Source organism: Tabrizicola sp., from assembly GCF_041913445.1.
Lineage (GTDB): Bacteria > Pseudomonadota > Alphaproteobacteria > Rhodobacterales > Rhodobacteraceae > Tabrizicola.
The window spans coordinates 283,401-300,089 of sequence record NZ_JAYSFG010000004.1 but is presented as its reverse complement, the minus strand read 5'-3'; the positions used below and the strand labels follow the sequence as shown (position 1 = coordinate 300,089).

The 16,689-nt window shown below is 67.4% G+C and carries 17 protein-coding genes and 1 tRNA gene; 9 read left to right on the top strand and 9 right to left on the bottom strand.

Translation table 11 applies throughout. From position 1 onward, the window contains the following. Positions 1–21: 21 nt before the first annotated feature. From ACE3Q6_RS07520 to glyA, 3 genes are read left to right on the top strand one after another with little or no spacing between them, the layout of a single operon-like run. On the top strand, positions 22–993 hold the full coding sequence (locus tag ACE3Q6_RS07520; protein WP_374430354.1) for a 2-hydroxyacid dehydrogenase: 972 nt from the start codon (positions 22–24) through the stop codon (positions 991–993). Position 994: 1 nt separating this feature from the next. After that, entirely contained in the window at positions 995–3,655 is a 2,661-nt protein-coding gene (locus tag ACE3Q6_RS07515; RefSeq protein ID WP_374430351.1) for a phosphoenolpyruvate carboxylase, read from the top strand. Positions 3,656–3,672: 17 nt separating this feature from the next. Continuing rightward, on the top strand, positions 3,673–4,968 hold the full coding sequence (gene glyA, locus ACE3Q6_RS07510) for a serine hydroxymethyltransferase (RefSeq protein ID WP_374430346.1): 1,296 nt from the start codon (positions 3,673–3,675) through the stop codon (positions 4,966–4,968). 4 nt (positions 4,969–4,972) lie between these two features. Here glyA and ACE3Q6_RS07505 read toward each other — a convergent pair. Beyond that, positions 4,973–5,049 (bottom strand) — tRNA-Ile (locus ACE3Q6_RS07505). A 113-nt stretch (positions 5,050–5,162) separates the two neighbouring features. Here ACE3Q6_RS07505 and purM point away from each other — a divergent pair. Together purM and purN are read left to right on the top strand one after the other, a co-directional pair. Beyond that, positions 5,163–6,209, top strand: a complete 1,047-nt coding sequence (gene purM, locus ACE3Q6_RS07500; RefSeq protein WP_374430340.1) for a phosphoribosylformylglycinamidine cyclo-ligase — start codon at positions 5,163–5,165, stop codon at positions 6,207–6,209. Continuing rightward, on the top strand, positions 6,206–6,793 hold the full coding sequence (gene purN / locus ACE3Q6_RS07495) for a phosphoribosylglycinamide formyltransferase (RefSeq protein ID WP_374430335.1): 588 nt from the start codon (positions 6,206–6,208) through the stop codon (positions 6,791–6,793). Before purM ends, purN begins: the two co-directional genes overlap by 4 nt. Here the strand turns inward: purN and ACE3Q6_RS07490 are convergent. After that, positions 6,785–7,147 carry a YbaN family protein gene (locus tag ACE3Q6_RS07490; protein WP_374430333.1) on the bottom strand — a complete coding sequence of 121 codons (363 nt, stop codon included), beginning with the start codon at positions 7,145–7,147 and terminating at the stop codon, positions 6,785–6,787. The genes purN and ACE3Q6_RS07490 overlap by 9 nt on opposite strands. Before the next feature lie 131 nt (positions 7,148–7,278). Between ACE3Q6_RS07490 and rnd the strand changes: the two genes are divergently transcribed. Then, positions 7,279–8,433, top strand: coding sequence for a ribonuclease D (gene rnd, locus ACE3Q6_RS07485; RefSeq protein ID WP_374430330.1), 1,155 nt, complete (start codon positions 7,279–7,281; stop codon positions 8,431–8,433). Between the two features lie 73 nt (positions 8,434–8,506). Here the strand turns inward: rnd and ACE3Q6_RS07480 are convergent, their stop codons facing one another. Further along, positions 8,507–8,965, bottom strand: a complete 459-nt coding sequence (locus ACE3Q6_RS07480) for a hypothetical protein (protein ID WP_374430326.1) — start codon at positions 8,963–8,965, stop codon at positions 8,507–8,509. Positions 8,966–9,085: 120 nt separating this feature from the next. Here ACE3Q6_RS07480 and ACE3Q6_RS07475 point away from each other — a divergent pair, with 120 nt between their 5' ends. Further along, a complete protein-coding gene (locus ACE3Q6_RS07475; protein ID WP_374430325.1) occupies positions 9,086–9,496 on the top strand; it encodes a SufE family protein in 411 nt (136 codons plus the stop codon). Here the strand turns inward: ACE3Q6_RS07475 and ACE3Q6_RS07470 are convergent. The 3 genes from ACE3Q6_RS07470 to cobT all read right to left on the bottom strand — a co-directional run bounded on the left by ACE3Q6_RS07470 (position 9,483) and on the right by cobT (position 13,565). Continuing rightward, positions 9,483–9,818 carry a DUF427 domain-containing protein gene (locus ACE3Q6_RS07470; protein ID WP_374430322.1) on the bottom strand — a complete coding sequence of 112 codons (336 nt, stop codon included), beginning with the start codon at positions 9,816–9,818 and terminating at the stop codon, positions 9,483–9,485. The genes ACE3Q6_RS07475 and ACE3Q6_RS07470 overlap by 14 nt on opposite strands. A 10-nt stretch (positions 9,819–9,828) precedes the next feature. Continuing rightward, on the bottom strand, positions 9,829–11,628 hold the full coding sequence (locus tag ACE3Q6_RS07465; RefSeq protein ID WP_374430320.1) for an aminopeptidase P family protein: 1,800 nt from the start codon (positions 11,626–11,628) through the stop codon (positions 9,829–9,831). A gap of 68 nt (positions 11,629–11,696) precedes the next feature. Further along, positions 11,697–13,565, bottom strand: a complete 1,869-nt coding sequence (gene cobT / locus ACE3Q6_RS07460; RefSeq protein ID WP_374430316.1) for a cobaltochelatase subunit CobT — start codon at positions 13,563–13,565, stop codon at positions 11,697–11,699. A 120-nt stretch (positions 13,566–13,685) separates the two neighbouring features. On the opposite strand from cobT, the gene ACE3Q6_RS07455 reads away from it, so the two are divergent. Beyond that, positions 13,686–14,078 carry a hypothetical protein gene (locus ACE3Q6_RS07455; RefSeq protein WP_374430314.1) on the top strand — a complete coding sequence of 131 codons (393 nt, stop codon included), beginning with the start codon at positions 13,686–13,688 and terminating at the stop codon, positions 14,076–14,078. A gap of 102 nt (positions 14,079–14,180) precedes the next feature. Next, on the top strand, positions 14,181–14,765 hold the full coding sequence (locus ACE3Q6_RS07450) for an NADPH-dependent FMN reductase (protein ID WP_374430312.1): 585 nt from the start codon (positions 14,181–14,183) through the stop codon (positions 14,763–14,765). A gap of 3 nt (positions 14,766–14,768) precedes the next feature. Here the strand turns inward: ACE3Q6_RS07450 and ACE3Q6_RS07445 are convergent, their stop codons facing one another. The 3 genes from ACE3Q6_RS07445 to cobS form a co-directional block, all read right to left on the bottom strand. After that, complete coding sequence (locus tag ACE3Q6_RS07445) at positions 14,769–15,140, bottom strand: hypothetical protein (protein WP_374430310.1); 372 nt, start codon at positions 15,138–15,140, stop codon at positions 14,769–14,771. Positions 15,141–15,206: 66 nt separating this feature from the next. Further along, positions 15,207–15,530, bottom strand: coding sequence for a thermonuclease family protein (locus tag ACE3Q6_RS07440; RefSeq protein ID WP_374430308.1), 324 nt, complete (start codon positions 15,528–15,530; stop codon positions 15,207–15,209). Positions 15,531–15,661: 131 nt separating this feature from the next. Continuing rightward, complete coding sequence (gene cobS, locus ACE3Q6_RS07435) at positions 15,662–16,636, bottom strand: cobaltochelatase subunit CobS (protein WP_374430306.1); 975 nt, start codon at positions 16,634–16,636, stop codon at positions 15,662–15,664. Between the last annotated feature and the right edge of the window lie 53 nt (positions 16,637–16,689).

Sequence of the window (16,689 nt, the reverse complement as noted above, 5' to 3'; positions counted from 1 at the left end):
AAAGAAGGGGAGGGGAGGATGATGAACAAGCCCAAGGTCCTGGTCACCCGGCGCTGGCCTGAAGCGGTCGAGGCGCAGATGGCCGCGAACTTCGACGTCGACCTCAACCAGGCGGACAAACCGCTGACCGAGGCCGACTTCCGCGAGGCGATGACCCGCTACGACGCCATCCTCCCCACCGTCACCGACAAGCTTCCCGCCACGGTCTTCGAGGCGGGAACCCCCAAGACGAAGATCCTCGCCAACTACGGCGTGGGCTTCTCGCACATTGACACCCAGGCCGCCAAGGCGCGCGGGATCGCCGTCACCAACACGCCCGACGTCCTGTCCGAATGCACCGCCGACATCGCGATGACGCTTCTCCTCATGGTCGCCCGGAGGGCGGGGGAGGGTGAGCGCGAACTGCGTGAGGGCCGCTGGACCGGCTGGCGCCCGACGCACCTGATCGGCACCAAGGTCTCCGGCGCGACGCTGGGCATCATCGGCTTCGGCCGCATCGGTCAGGCGATGGCGCAGCGCGCCCATTTCGGCTTCGGCATGCGGATCGTGGTCCAGAACCGCTCCCCGGTCCCGGCCGAGGTCCTGGCCCGCTACAACGCCACCCAGGTCCCGACCATCGAGGACCTCTTGCCCCAGTGCGACTTCGTTTCGCTCCACTGTCCCGGCGGCGCGGCGAACCGCCACCTGATCAACGCCCGGCGCCTCGACCTGATGAAACCATCGGCCTTCCTCATCAACACCGCCCGGGGAGAGGTCGTTGACGAACACGCCCTCGCGCAATCCCTGTGGTTCGGCACCATCGCGGGCGCGGGCCTCGACGTCTTCGAACGCGAGCCCTCCGTCCCCGACGCGCTTCTGAACGCCGACAACCTCGTCCTTCTCCCCCACCTCGGCTCGGCCACGCGGGAAACGCGTGAGGCGATGGGCTTCCGCGTCCTCGAAAACCTCACCGCCTTCTTCGACGGCCGCACCCCCCGCGACCGGGTGGCCTGACATGCTCGCCGCGCCCCTGCTCACCGATCCGGCCGCCGCCGACGACCAGGACGCCTATGTCGCCACCCTGCGCAGTGACCTCCGCCGCCTTTGGGTCAACGTCATCCAGCGCCGCGCGCCGAATGTCCTGCAGACGGCGCAGGACCCGGACGCACCATACCCCTCGGGTCACCAGGCAATCGCCTTGATGCAGGCTGTGAACATCTGGTTTCAACTGACGAAGATCATTGACGAAAACGCCGCCATGCGCGCCCGTCGCATGGTCGAAGCCGCCGAAGGTCTCCAGGCCGTCGAAGGCTCTTTCGCGGCCGCGCTGACTGCCCTCGACCCCTCCATGACCCGCGAGGAGTTCGCCCAGCTTTCCACCCGCCTCTCGGTCGGCCCCACGCTCACCGCCCACCCGACCGAGGCGAAGCGCGTCACCGTCCTGGAAATCCACCGCCGCATCTACCGGCTCCTCGTCTCGTTGGAAACCCAGCGCTGGACCCCGCGCGAGCGCGACGACATCTTCGCCGACATCGAGTCCGAGATCGACCTGCTCTGGATGACGGGCGAGCTGCGCATCGAACGCCCCCGCCTCTCGGACGAAATCGAATGGGGCCTCCAGTTCTTCCGCGACGCGCTCTACGACGCCGTCCCCCAGGTCTTTGACCGCTTCGTCACCGCCACCACCGCCCGCTTCGGCGAAGGTCTGCCTGCAACCCCCTGCATCCGCTTCCATTCCTGGATCGGCGGTGACCGCGACGGCAACCCGAACGTCACCGCTGAGACCACCCGTGACGCGCTGGCCCGGTCGCGCCACGCGATCCTGGCGCGCTACCTCGACGCCGTGACCACCGCCGCCGCGCGGCTCAGCGTCACCGCCCGGATCGTCGCCTTCCCGGCCGACCTGACCGAACGCATCGACCGCATCACCGCCGCCACCTCCCGCGCGCAATCCCTCGCCACCCGCCACCCGGGTGAGCTCTTCCGCCAGGCGCTGACCGCCATCGGCGACCGCCTCCGCGCGATGATCGAAGGCGGGGCGGGGGGCTATGCATCGGTCAGCCATTTCCTGAACGATCTTCGTACCTTGGAGGACGGTCTTCACACCATAGGTGCAGACCGCCTCGCCGCCCGCTACATCACGCCGCTCCGCTGGCAGGCCGAGGTCTTCGGCTTCCGCACCCACACGCTCGACGTCCGGCAGAACTCCACCGTCACCACCGCCGTCATCGCCGAGCTCTGGTCGCTCACCGGCGAGGCCCCATCCTACGGCACCCCCGACTGGTCCCGCCGCCTGCGCGAAGACCTCTCGCGCCCAGACCTATCCCATGCCGACCGCGCCCGCCTAAGCCCCGAAGCGCGCGAACTCCTAGACCTCCTCGCCCTCATGCGCCAGGCCCGCATGTCCGAGGACCCCGAGGCCATCGGCCCCTTCATCCTGTCGATGACCCGCACCGCCGACGACATCCTCGGCGTCTACCTCCTTGCCCGCCACGCCGGTTTCGGGGCGGAAAAGCTGGACCTCCAGGTCGTCCCGCTGTTCGAGACCATCGACGACCTCCGCCGCGCGCCCGAGGTCTTCGATGCGGTCCTCAAGGTCGCCCTCGCCGAACGCTCCCTCCGCTCCCGCGACGGGACGGTCGAGGTGATGCTCGGCTATTCCGACAGCAACAAGGACGGCGGTTTCCTCTGTTCGACCTGGGAGCTCGACAAGGCCCAACGCCGCCTGACCCAGTCGCTCGCCCGCCACCGCCTGCGCCCCGTCTTCTTCCACGGTCGCGGGGGATCGGTCAGCCGCGGCGGCGCCCCCACCGGCCGCGCCATCGCCGCTCAGCCCGTCGGCACCGTGCAGGGGCGGCTGAGGATCACCGAACAGGGTGAGGTCGTTTCCTCCAAATACGCCAACCGGGGCACCGCCCAGAACCAGCTGGAACTCCTGGCCTCTTCGGTCCTGAGCCACCTTCCGGTCCGCGTGCAACCCGCCGCCGACCCAGAACACATCGACGCGCTGGAGGCTCTGGCTGGCCTCTCGCAGACCGCCTACGTCAGCCTCCTCCAGATGCCGGGCTTCCTCGACTACTTCCAGCAGGCGAGCCCGGTCGAGGAACTGGCGATGCTCAAGATCGGCTCCCGCCCCGCCCGCCGCTTCGGCGCGCGCAGCTTGGGCGACCTCAGGGCGATCCCCTGGGTCTTCGCCTGGTCGCAGAACCGCCACATGATCACCGGCTGGTACGGCTTCGGCTCGGCCATCCGGGCGCTGCGCCAGGTGCGCGGCCCCGCCGCCGACCGGCTCCTCTCGGACATGTACACCCGCCACCCGCTCTTCCGGCTGATGGTGGACGAGGTGGAAAAGTCGCTGATGCTGACCGACATGGACATCGCCGAGGCCTACGCCGCCCTGGTCGAGGACGAGGCCATCCGCACCCCGATCCTGTCCCGCATCCAGGCCGAACACTCCGCCGCGCTCGCCTCTCTCCGCGACATCACTGGCACATCGCTTGGCCTTCGTTTCCCGAAGATGCAGGCCCGCTGCGAAGACCTGCGCCCGCAGCTCGACCGGCTGAACCGCCTGCAGATCGACCTTCTCCGCCAGTCCCGCCAGGGCACCGGCGGCACCACCGTCCCCCTCATGCAATCGATGACCTGCATCGCCTCCGGCCTTGGCTGGACCGGCTGACCCATAGGAGCCTGCCCATGAATGCCCCCCACCGCGACACCGGTTTCTTCACCGAACCCCTGTCCTCGCGCGACCCCGAGCTGTTCGGGGCGGTGACGCAGGAGCTTGGCCGCCAGCGGCATGAGATCGAGCTGATCGCCAGCGAGAACATCGTCTCCCGCGCCGTGATGGAAGCCCAGGGCTCCGTCATGACCAACAAGTATGCCGAGGGCTACCCGGGCAAGCGCTACTACGGCGGCTGCCAGTTCGTCGACGTGGCGGAAAACCTCGCCATCGACCGGGCCTGCAAGCTCTTCGGCTGCTCTTTCGCCAACGTCCAGCCGAACTCCGGCTCCCAGGCGAACCAGGGCGTGTTCCAGGCGCTCCTGAAGCCCGGCGACACCATCCTGGGCATGAGCCTCGACGCCGGCGGCCACCTGACCCACGGCGCCGCGCCGAACCAGTCGGGCAAGTGGTTCCACGCGGTCCAGTACGGCGTCCGCAAGCAGGACTTGGAGCTGAACTACGACCAGGTCCAGGAACTGGCCACCGAGCACAAGCCGAAGCTCATCATCGCCGGCGGCTCGGCCATCCCGCGCGTCATCGACTTCAAGCGCATGCGCGAAATCGCCGACAGTGTCGGCGCCTACCTCCTCGTCGACATGGCCCACTTCGCGGGTCTCGTCGCGGCTGGCCTCTACCCAAGCCCCTTCCCGCATGCCCATGTCGCCACCACCACGACCCACAAGACCCTCCGCGGTCCGCGGGGCGGGATGATCCTGACGAACGACGAGGACATCGCCAAGAAGGTCAACTCGGCCATCTTCCCGGGCATCCAGGGCGGCCCCCTCATGCACGTGATCGCCGCCAAGGCCGTGGCCTTCGGCGAGGCGCTGCGGCCGGAGTTCAAGACCTACCAGGCCCAGGTCATCAAGAACGCCCAGGCGCTGGCGGATGAACTCATGAAGGGCGGCCTCGACATCGTCACCGGCGGCACCGACACGCATCTGATGCTGGTGGACCTGCGCCCGAAGGGCGTGAAAGGGAACGCCACCGAGAAGGCCCTCGGCCGCGCCCACATCACCTGCAACAAGAACGGCATCCCCTTCGATACCGAAAAGCCCACGATCACCTCGGGCGTCCGCCTCGGCACCCCCGCCGGCACCACCCGCGGCTTCGGTGAGCCCGAATTCCGCCAGATCGCCCGCTGGATCATCGAGGTCGTCGACGGCCTTGCGAAGAACGGCGAAGACGGCAACGCCGCCGTCGAGGCCAAGGTCAAGGCCGAGGTCGAGGCGCTCTGCCAGACCTTCCCGATCTACCCGAACCTCTAGGGAATGGTAGGCCCGGAGGGACTCGAACCCCCAACCAAGGCGTTATGAGCGCCCTGCTCTAACCAATTGAGCTACAGGCCCGTAGCCTGCCCTGCCTAGCAGAACGGGCCGGGCGGTCAAGCGGGCCTCGTTGCACCCTTGCGGCCAATCGTCTATGCGGTCGCCAGACCGAATCCGGCAAGAGGGACAGGCAGATGAGCAAGGGCCACAACGGGCTGACCTATGCCGATGCGGGCGTGGATATCGACGCCGGGAACGCCCTCGTCGACCGGATCAAGCCCGCGGCCAAATCCACCAGCCGCCCCGGCGTGATGGGCGGCCTCGGCGGCTTCGGCGCGCTGTTCGACCTGAAAGGCGCGGGCTACCAGGACCCGATCCTCGTTGCCGCCACCGACGGCGTCGGCACCAAGTTGCGCATCGCCATCGACACCGGCCACGTGGATACCATCGGCATCGACCTCGTCGCCATGTGCGTCAACGACCTCGTCTGCCAGGGCGCGGAGCCCTTGTTCTTCCTCGACTACTTCGCCACGGGCAAGCTTGAGGTCGAGGAAGCCACCCGCATCATCACCGGCATCGCCAAGGGCTGCGCCGACAGCGGCTGCGCGCTGATCGGCGGCGAGACGGCCGAGATGCCCGGCATGTATCACAAGGGCGACTTCGACCTCGCCGGCTTCGCCGTCGGCGCGATGGAGCGCGGGCAGGATCTGCCGCGCGACGTGCAGAAGGGCGACGTTCTCCTCGGCCTCGCCTCCTCCGGCGTCCATTCGAACGGTTACAGCTTCGTCCGCAAGGTGGTGGAACTCTCGGGCCTCGGCTGGGACGCCGCCTCGCCCTTCTCCGAAGGCAGCCTCGGCGAGGCCCTCCTGACCCCCACCCGGCTCTATGTGAAACAGGCCCTCGCCGCCGTCCGCGCGGGCGGGGTGCACGGCCTGGCCCACATCACCGGCGGTGGCCTGACCGAGAACCCCCCGCGCGTTTTGCCGGACGGGCTCGCCTGCGAGATCGACCTTGGTGCGTGGACGCTGCCCCCGGTCTTCCGCTGGCTCGCCACCACCGCGAACATGTCGGAACCTGAACTGCTGAAGACTTTCAACTGCGGCATCGGCATGATCCTTGTCGTCGCCGAAGACCGCGCGGACGCCCTGACCGACCTGCTTCAGGCCGAGGGCGAGACCGTCACCCGCCTTGGCCGCATCGTGGAAGGGCAGGGGGTCGTCTACAAGGGCAAGCTTCTGTGAAACGCGTCGCCATCCTGATTTCCGGGGGTGGCTCGAACATGCTGACGCTTCTCCGCGACATGGCGGAGGGCGGTTACGCCCGCCCGGTTCTCGTCGCCTCGAACGACCCCGCCGCTAAGGGGCTTGAGAAGGCCGCAGCCCAAGGCATCCCCATCGCCGCCGTAGATCACCGCCCCTATGGCCGCGACCGCGAGGCCTTCGAGACCGCGTTGGCCGAAAGGATCGATGCCACCCAGCCCGACATCCTCTGCCTCGCGGGCTTCATGCGCATCCTGACCCCGGGCTTCATCCGGCGCTATGAAGGGAAGATGCTCAACATCCATCCCTCGCTCTTGCCGAAATACCCCGGGCTCCACACCCATGCCCGCGCGCTTGCTGCAGGCGACCAGGAGGCGGGCTGCACGGTCCACGAGGTTACTGCTGACCTCGACGCAGGGCCGATCCTCGGACAGGCCCGCGTCCCGGTTCTGCCCGGCGACACTGAGGACAGCCTCGCCGCCCGCGTCCTTGCCCAAGAACACAGGCTTTACCCCCAGGTCCTTCGCCGCTTCGTCGCAGGCGACTGCAGGCCCGTCCTACTCTGACCGCCCATCCGGCCGCGTCAGGATGAAGGCGCCGCCGACCGCGATCAGCACCGCCTGCGCCAGCAGCACCTTCCAGGACAGGCCGGCCACCACCGAGACGAGCAACACCGCCGCCATGCTGCCCAAGGCAAGCCGCTTTGCCTTGCGCGAGATCGCCCCGTTCTCCTCCCAGTCCCGGATCGGCGGGCCGAACAGGGGATGCGCCAGAAGCCAGCCATGCAACCGGGGCGAGGACCGCGCGAAACAACCCGCGGCCAACAGCAGAAAGGGCGTCGTCGGCAGCACCGGCAGCACCACGCCCAGAAGCCCCAGCCCCAGGAACAGCCCCCCCAGCCCCAGCCACAAACCCCGCATCCGACCCTCCGCCAAAGCGACACCAAGGCACGGGGCAGGGGCCGCCACAACCCCGCTCTTCCCTTTTCCCCCCGTTCCGCCTATAGCGACCCAGGTATTGGGCGGGATGACCCCGCGGGCGAGAGACAGCGATGCGTACGATCACCACCACCGAAGACCTTGCCGCCTACTGCGCGCTCGCCAAATCGCAGCCCTTCGTCACTATCGACACCGAATTCCTGCGCGAACGCACCTACTGGTCGAAGCTCTGCCTGATCCAGATGGCGCTTCCCGGCGCGGGCGAGGCGGTCCTGATCGACCCGATCGAAGGGCCGGAGATGTCGCTGGAACCGCTCTACGACCTCTTCCGCCACGAGGCGACCGTCAAGGTCTTCCACGCCGCCCGCCAGGACCTGGAGATCTTCTTCGTTGAAGGCGGAGTCTTCCCGAAGCCCCTCTTCGACACCCAGGTCGCCGCAATGGTCTGCGGCTTTGGCGAGCAGGTGGGCTACGAGACGCTCGTCAAGCGCATCGCCAAGGCCAACCTCGACAAGACCTCGCGCTTCACCGACTGGTCGCGCCGTCCCCTGTCCGAAGCGCAGAAGGACTACGCCATTGCCGATGTCACCCACCTCCGGGTGATCTACGAATTCCTCGCCGCGCAACTCCGGAAGAACGGCCGCGCGGACTGGGTGGCCGAGGAACTATCGCTCCTCACCGACCCCGCCACCTATACGGTGAACCCGGACGAAGCCTGGCAGCGCATCAAGACCCGCACCACATCGGGCCGCTTCCTGGCCGTCGTGAAGGCCTTGGCGAAGTTCCGCGAATCCTACGCCCAGGCGCAGAACGTCCCCCGCTCCCGCGTGATGAAGGACGACGCGCTCCTCGAGCTTGCCTCGACCCGGCCCACCACGGCCGAGGAACTGGGCCGCTCCCGCCTTCTTCTGCGCGAAGGCCGCAAGCCCGAGATCGCCGATGGCATCCTCGCCGCGGTGAAGGAGGGGCTCGAGATGAAGCCCGAGGACATGCCGAAAATCGACCACTCGCGGGAACAGATGCAGGTCAACCCGGCACTGGCCGACCTCCTCCGCGTGCTGCTCAAGGCCAAGTCCGAATCCCTCGGCGTCGCCCCCCGCCTGATCGCCTCATCGTCCGAACTCGACCAGATCGCCGCCGGCGACCGCGATGTGCCCGCCCTCAACGGCTGGCGCCGCGAGGCCTTCGGCGACGATGCGATGCGCCTCTGCAAGGGCGAGATCGCGCTATCCGCCAAGGGCAACGAGGTCCGCGTCGTCCACCTCTAGCCTCCGGACTTTTCCAAAAGTCCGGACCGGAGCCTTCAAAGGCTCCGCATCGATTTCTTCGAAGAAATCGGCCCTAGCGCCGCGCCGACCGCGCGTTGGAGGCACCCTGCACGACAATCTCGCGCACGTTGGCCAGCTTGATGTCCGAGATATAGATCGCCACGTCGATCTCGCGCGACCGCTGGGTGTTGACATCGGTCTGCCCGACGGGCGGCAGCAGCCGGAACTCATAGACCAGCACACCGTTCTCATCGAAATCGCGCCCGACCAGTTCGGCATTCCACCAGCCCTGCGTCGGCGTCAGCCCCCGTGCGCGCACGATCGCCCCGCCGGGAATCGGCTCCACGTCCATCGACAGCACGGTTTCCACCAGACCACGCGGGTCGGTCTCCTCACCCGGCAGCACGATCGTCTCGCGCGGCTCGGACCGGCGGAACCAGTTGAACGGGTTCAACCGGCTCTCCCGCAACCCGCCGCAGCCGGCAAGAGCCAGGCCAAGGCCAAGAACGACGAAGCGGCGGGAAACGGGCATGGGCAAGCATCCTGAACGACTGCCTCTTGGGTAGCCGATGGCACCGCGTTTGAAAAGCGCTTCTCTGGTCTGGACCTTTGGCTTCGGCGGGCTTACCTCACCCCCATCAAGGAGCTGCCCATGGCCACCCCCGCCTTCGAAGAGATCGCCGAAACCTTCGACTTCCTCGACGACTGGGAAGACCGCTACCGCCATGTCATCGAACTGGGCAAGGCGATGCCGCCTTTGGACGACAGCTTCAAGGTCCCCGCTCTGAAGGTGCAGGGCTGCGCCAGCCAGGTCTGGCTGCGTCCGATGATCGACGGCGGAAAATTCGACTTTCAAGGCGACTCGGACGCGATGATCGTCCGCGGCCTGATCGCCGTCCTCCACGCACTCTATTCCGGGGTGCCCTTGGCCGAGGTCGGCAAGATCGATGCCACCGCCGAACTCGGCCGCCTTGGTCTCAACGAACACCTCTCCAGCCAGCGCTCGAACGGGGTCCGCGCGATGGTCCAGCGGATCCGTGAGGAAGCCGCTAGCCGCGCGTGACCGTCACGCTGGGATAGAAGGCCAGGTGCCCGGCGATCGGCGCCACGTCGGGGATCGGGTCCTCGTAGCTCCAGACCGCATTGTCCAGGACCCCGCTGTCCGTCCGGACCGAGTAATAGCTCGCCTGACCCTTCCACGGGCAGGTCGTCGCCTTCTCCGTCCGCACCAGGCGCGACATGTCGATGTCCTCGCGCGGGACGTAGGTGACCGGGGGATAGGTCCCCTCCTTCAGCTCCAGCGCCCGGTGGCTTTCGCCCAGGGTCATCCCGCCCACCGTGACGGTGACCGGCTCGGAAATCGCAGTGATGGTGATATGGGCCATTCGTGCCTCCTCAGATCGGGGCGCAGGCGTTCCTCAACCAGTCAAGGGTAGCACCCGACACCCGCGGGGCAAGCTTTTCCAGAACCTCGGCGTGATAGGCATCCAGCCAGCGCTTCTCGCCCGGCGACAACTCCTCGCGCAGGATCAGGCGGCGGTCGAAGGGCACGAAGGTCAGCGTCTCGAAGGACATCTGCGCCCGGTTGTCGCCAAGGGCCGGGGCCTCCTGCACCACGATCAGGTTTTCAAGGCGAATGCCGAAGGCGCCTTCGCGGTAATAGCCCGGCTCGTTCGACAGGATCATCCCCGGCTCCAGCGGCACCTCCGAGATGCGGCTGATCCGCTGCGGCCCCTCATGCACCGACAGGAACGCCCCCACGCCATGCCCCGTCCCATGGTCGTAGTCCTGCCCCGCGACCCATAGGTTGAACCGCGCGAGCGCGTCGATATCCCGCCCCGGCAGCCCCTTCGGAAACCGCACCCGGCTGATGGCTATCAGCCCCTGCAGGACCCGCGTATAGCACTCCCGCGCTTCCTGCCCCGGATCGCCCACCGCCACGGTGCGCGTGATATCCGTCGTCCCGTCCAGGTATTGCGCCCCCGAATCAACCAGCAGCAGCTCGTTCTGCTGCACGGGCCGGTTCGTCTCCTCCGTCACGCGGTAATGCATGATGGCCCCGTTCGGCCCCGCCCCGCAGATCGTGTCGAAGCTGATGTCGTGCAGCGCATTCGTCGCCCGCCGGAACCCCTCCAGCGCCTGCACCACCGAAATCTCGGTCAGCCCGCCAGAAGGCGAGGCCTCGTCCAGCCAGCGCAGGAACTCCACCATCGCCGCCCCGTCGCGCAGATGCGCCTCCCGCGTGGCCGCGATCTCGGCCGCGTTCTTGCACGCTTTCGGCAACCGGCAGGGATCGTCACCCCAGGCGACCTCCACTCCCGCGCCCTTCAGAATGTCCGACACCGCCAGCGGCGCCGTCGCCTTGTCCACCCGGACCGGCCCCGTCAGCCCCTCCAGCCCCTCGGAGAACCCCTCCACCGGATGCACGAGGACGTTCTCCTCCAGATGCTCCAGCACGGCTTCGTCCAGCTTGGCCGGATTGACGAACAGATCGACCCTCGCATCGTCGTGCAGCACCGCGAACCCATGCAGCACAGGGTTCTTCGGCACATCGGCTCCCCGGATGTTCAACAGCCAGCAGAGCGAATCCGGCAGCGTGATCACCGCCGCCGTCTGCCCCGCCGTCCGCAACCCCTCGGCCAGACGTGAGCGCTTGGACGCGTGGCTTTCCCCCGCCAGTTCCACCGGATGCACGAAGGCCTTGCCAAACGGCGCCGCAGGCTGATCCGGCCAGATCGCGTCCACCGGGTTTTCGCTGACCGGCTGGACGGTTACACCCGTTCCTTCAAGAGCCGTCTGAAGTCGTGCAACCTCGTCCGCCGTGTGCAACCAGGGATCGAACCCCACCCGACCCGACGCCAGCTTCTCCTTCACCCAGTCGCCCGGCTTCACTTCGGGCCAAGGCACGGGGGTAAACACGCCCAGATCGACCTGAGCCTTCACCTGCGTCCGATACCGCCCGTCGATGAACACCCCCGCCACGTCAGGCAACACGATGCAGAACCCCGCCGACCCGGTGAACCCGGTCAGCCACTGGAGCCGCTCGTCCCGCGCGGCCACGTACTCGCCCTGGTGCACATCAGCCCGAGGCACGATGAACCCGGCCAGCCCCATCGCCGCCAACCGCTTCCGCAGCGCGGCCAGACGAGGCGGCCCCTGATCCGGCGACGCATGGCTCTCGAAGCTCTGAAACATGCCCTCAGCCTTTCATCTTTGTCCAAATATCCTGGGGGTGAGGCCGCAGGCCGAGGGGGCAACGCCCCCTAACTTGCCCGCCGCATCCCCAGCGCACGGGCGCGCTTCTTCGGGTCCACCTCGAACAGCGCCGCGAGCTGTTCCGTCATCGCCCCCGCCAACTGCTCGACATCCGTGATCGTCACCGCCCGCTGATAGTACCGCGTCACGTCATGCCCGATCCCGATCGCGATCAGCTCCACCGCGCGGCGGCGCTCCACCATCGCGATCACGTCGCGCAGGTGTTTCTCCAGGTAATTCGCGGGGTTGACCGACAAAGTTGAATCATCCACCGGCGCCCCGTCGGAAATCACCATCATGATCTTCCGCTGCTCGGGCCGCGCCAGCATCCGCCGATGCGCCCATTCCAGCGCCTCGCCGTCGATGTTCTCCTTGAGGAGCCCCTCTTTCATCATCAGCCCCAGATTGGGCCGCACCCGCCGCCAAGGAGCATCCGCCGACTTGTAGATGATGTGCCGCAGGTCGTTCAGCCGCCCCGGCATCTGCGGCCGCCCCTGCGCGAGCCACCGCTCGCGGCTCTGCCCACCCTTCCAGGCCCGCGTGGTGAACCCCAGGATCTCCACCTTTACGTTGCACCGCTCCAGCGTCCGCGCCAGCACATCGGCACAGATCGCCGCGATGGAGATCGGCCGCCCCCGCATCGACCCCGAGTTGTCCAGCAGCAACGTCACCACCGTATCGCTGAACTCGGTGTCCTTCTCCCACTTGAAGGACAGAGGAGTCGTCGGGTTCGCCACCACCCGCGCCAGACGTCCGGCGTCGAGGATGCCCTCCTCCTTGTCGAACTCCCAGCTCCGGTTCTGCTGCGCCTGCAACCGCCGCTGCAGCTTGTTCGCCAGCCGCGAGACCGCGCCCTTCAACGGCTCCAGCTGCTGGTCCAGATAGGCCCGCAGCCGCTCCAGCTCGGCAGGCTCCGCCAATTCCTCGGCTTTGATTTCTTCATCGAAATCAGTGGTATACACGACATAGTTCGGGTCCGCATCCGAATGCGGGGCAGGCGGCGGCGGCTCCAGCGGCGCCTCGCCCTCGGGCAATTCCGCCTCGTCGCCCTGCTCCATGTCGGCGCTGTCCTCCATCGTGACCTGCGCCTGGGATTGATCCTGCTGCTCTTCCTGCGAGCGTTCGGGAGACGCTTCGGTCTCCTCCGACTCGTCCTGCTCCTCGCCAGCCGAATCCGGTGAATCCTGGTCCTCCTCGGCCTGGTCATCGCCCGCATCCTCGGGCGCGTCGGGGTCATCCCCCAACTGGTCGCCATAACCGAGGTCTGCAATCACCTTCCGCGCCAGCCGCGCGAACGCCGCCTGGTCCGCCAGCACATGGTCCAGGTTCGACAAAGTCTCCCCCGCCTGCTCCTCGACGAACCCGCGCCACAGGTCCGCCGCGTGCTCCGCCGACTTCGGCAGCGCACGCCCCGTCGCCATCTGCCGCACCAGATACCCCGCCGCCACCGGCAAGGGCACTTCGGACGCCGCCGTCACCTGGCCATAGCCCTTGCGGTCCGCCTCATGCCCGATCTTCGCGTCGATGTTCCCCGCGGTGCCCGGCATGTCGCGCGCGCCCACGGCCTCGCAGCGCGCGTTCTCCATCGCCTCGTAGATGTCCCGCGCCAACGGCCCCGTCGGCGCATAGCGCGCCGCCACGGCGTCGTCGTGATACCGCCGCCGCAGCGCAAAGGCATCCGCCGTCCCGCGCGCGAGCAACACCTCGTCCCGCGTCATCCGGCGCGAGACCTGCGGCAGGCGCACGCCCTCCTTGTTCATCCCCGCCGGGTCGACGGAATAGGTGACGCTCATCTCCGGGTCATCCGCCATCGTGCGGGTGGCCTCGGCGAGCGCCTTCTTGAACGGATCGGCGGGGTTGTCGGTGGGCTTGTTCATGGCTCAAGATAAAGCACCCTGCCGGGGGCGCGGCAAGCCCGGGGGCGACGCGAGGGCAGGAAAATCCCACTGTGCCGCGGGGCAGGGCCGGGGTAATCACCCCCAGGAATGGAGACCCCGATGCGCCTGACCGCCGCCCTTGTCCTTGCCACGGCCCTGCCGCTTCAGGCGCAGCCCGTCGACCCCTTGCCCGACTTCTCGCTCGACAGCGCGATCACCTGTCTCGCCTACGCGGTGAGCGAGATCGAAAGCGACCCGACGGGCGAGGTCGCGGCGAACCGAGCGGACTGGCTTGTCTTCTTCTCCGGCCTCATCGCCGCGAAATCGACACCCGCGGATGCCCAGGCCATCGGCGACCGCTTTGCCAAGGAACTCGTCTTCTACCGCGCCCCCAGCTTCGAGGACGGCATCCCGGCCACGCGCGAGGAAGTGGACGAAATCCTGACCGGCACCGGCAAGATGTGCTGGTACGACGCGCTCGCGGCCGAGGGCGGACCCTCCTTCGAACCCTGACTCGTGCGCCAATGCACAGAACCGGCGCGGTCGCGCGGACTTGGCAGCGGGGGCCACAACCACAGATAACGGGGACCGGAAGTCAAACCCAAGGACCCTGTCATGGCCAACCCGAAAATCGCGATCATCGTGTCGTCGACCCGCCCGACCCGCTTTGCCGACGTTCCCACCGCCTGGATCAAGGCCCAGGCCGAAGCCCGCGGCGACATCGACGTCGAGGTCGTGGACCTGCGCGACTTCCCGCTCCCGTTCTTCGACGAAGTCGCCTCGAACGCCTGGGCTCCCTCGCAGAACCCGGTCGCCCAGAAGTGGCAGAAGAAGGTCGGTGAGTTCGACGGCTACATCTTCGTCGTCGCCGAGTACAACCGTTCGATCACCGGCGCGCTGAAGAACGCGCTGGACCAGGCTTACGTGGAATGGGCCCGCAAGCCCTTCGGCGCCATCGGCTACGGTTCGATGGGGGCGGCCAACGCTCTGGGTCACCTGCAGAACATCGGCGTCGAACTGCAGATGGTCCCCACCCGCAACAACGTCCGCATTGGCGGCTCGGACTTCTTCAAGGTCCACTCGGGCTTCGGCGGCTCGGGCAACCTTGCCGACATCGAGGGCGCGATTGCTCCCGCCGCCACGGCGATGCTGGACGACGTCGTCTGGTGGGCCAAGGCGACCAAGGCCGCCCGCGGCTAAGCCTTAGCTGAGGATCAGCGCACGACATTCGGCGGCCAGGGCTTCGGCTCTGGCCGCTGCCGTTTCCGACAGCCGCGGGTCACCCCCGAACCGCACTTGCGCCAGCAAGGCCCGCTGCGCCACCTTGGCGTCGATCCGCCAGCCCATGACCTGCCGTCCGGCGCCTTCGGGCATCGAGGCCTCGATCAGCGACACCATCGCATGAAGCTCTTCCGCCGTCCGCTCCGAGGCCGGGCCGTCGAACATCCACTGGTCTTCCATGATTGCTGAAAGCCGTCCGGCGCAGACCGCAAACTGACGCAAGAGAGGATCGGCCGCCGCAGGGAAAGCCCCGAGCACAAGGACGGCCAGAAGAGTTTCCAAACCGCGCGCCATTTCAGCATTGGGCACGCAAAACCGCGCATTTTCAAGGCGGAATGAAAACCTTTGCGGCCGGGGGCGTCAGAGCATCCCGCACCAGTCCGGATGCCGCCCGCCGGAATAGGGCACGGCATAGCCACTGGCGATCATCCGCCGGGCCACATCCTGTCCACCGACCTCCAGCCGCACCAGCCCGCGTCCATAGCGGTCGTGACCTTGGAACCGGGCTTCTGTAATCGGGCCTGACCGCAAAATTTGCCGCAGGACAGCCGTCGCCTGCTGCCCGGCGGTCAGTTCCTCGCGGCATTTCGGAGAGTAGATTTCCGGCGTGTCGAACCCCAAGAGGCGTGCCTTGACTTCACCCGTCCCCGGACAGGCCAGATGTACCGTGTCTCCATCTGCCACATAGGTGACCCGGCACCCGGTGTCCGGTGCGGAAGCACCCGCAGACGGGGCCGACGCTTCCGGCGCGACGCATCCGGCAAGCAGGGACAGGGTCAGGACAGCGAGGGCCCGGACGAACCAAGCCCCCTGCATCACTTCATCGCCATGCTCGCCGCGCTCTCCGGCAGCTCCTCGGCGAAGCAGCGCTGGTAGAACTCGGCCACGGTCTGGCGCTCCAGCTCGTCGCACTTGTTCAGGAAGGTCAGCCGGAAGGCATAGCCCACATTGCGGAAGATCTCGGCGTTCTGCGCCCAGTTCAGCACGGTCCGCGGCGACATCACCGTGGACAGGTCCCCGTTCATGAACGCCGTGCGGGTCAGGTCGGCCACGGTCACCATCTGGCTGATCGTCTTGCGGCCCTTGTCCGTGTTGTAATGCGGGTTCTTCGCCAGCACGATCGCGGTTTCCGCGTCATGGCTCAGATAGTTCAGCGTCGCCACCAGGCTCCAGCGGTCCATCTGCGCCTGGTTGATCTGCTGGACCCCGTGGTAGAGGCCCGTCGTATCCCCCAGGCCCACCGTGTTCGCCGTCGCGAACAGCCGGAAGCAGGGATGCGGCGTGATGATCTCGTTCTGGTCCAGCAGCGTCAGCTTCCCGTCATGCTCCAGCACGCGCTGGATCACGAACATCACGTCCGCCCGGCCCGCATCGTATTCGTCGAAGACGATGGCCACGGGGTTCCGCAGCGCCCATGGCAGGATCCCCTCGTGGAACTCCGTCACCTGCTTGCCGTCACGCAGCTTGATCGCGTCCTTGCCGATCAGGTCGATCCGGCTGATGTGGCTGTCCAGGTTCACCCGCACGCAGGGCCAGTTCAGCCGCGCCGCGATCTGCTCGATATGGGTGGATTTCCCCGTGCCGTGATAGCCCTGGATCATGACCCGGCGGTTGTAGGCAAAGCCCGCCAGGATCGCGAGGCTCGTGTCCGGGTCGAACTTGTAGGTCGGGTCGATCTCGGGCACGCGGTCGGTGCGGTCGGCGAAGCCCTTCACACGCATGTCGGTGTCGATCCCGAACACATCGCGGACCGAGATCTCCTCGGTCGGTTTCATCACCTGATCCAGCATCTTTGGAAGTCCATCTTTCGCCGCCCGCGCCCCATTGCGCGTGACCCGCCATC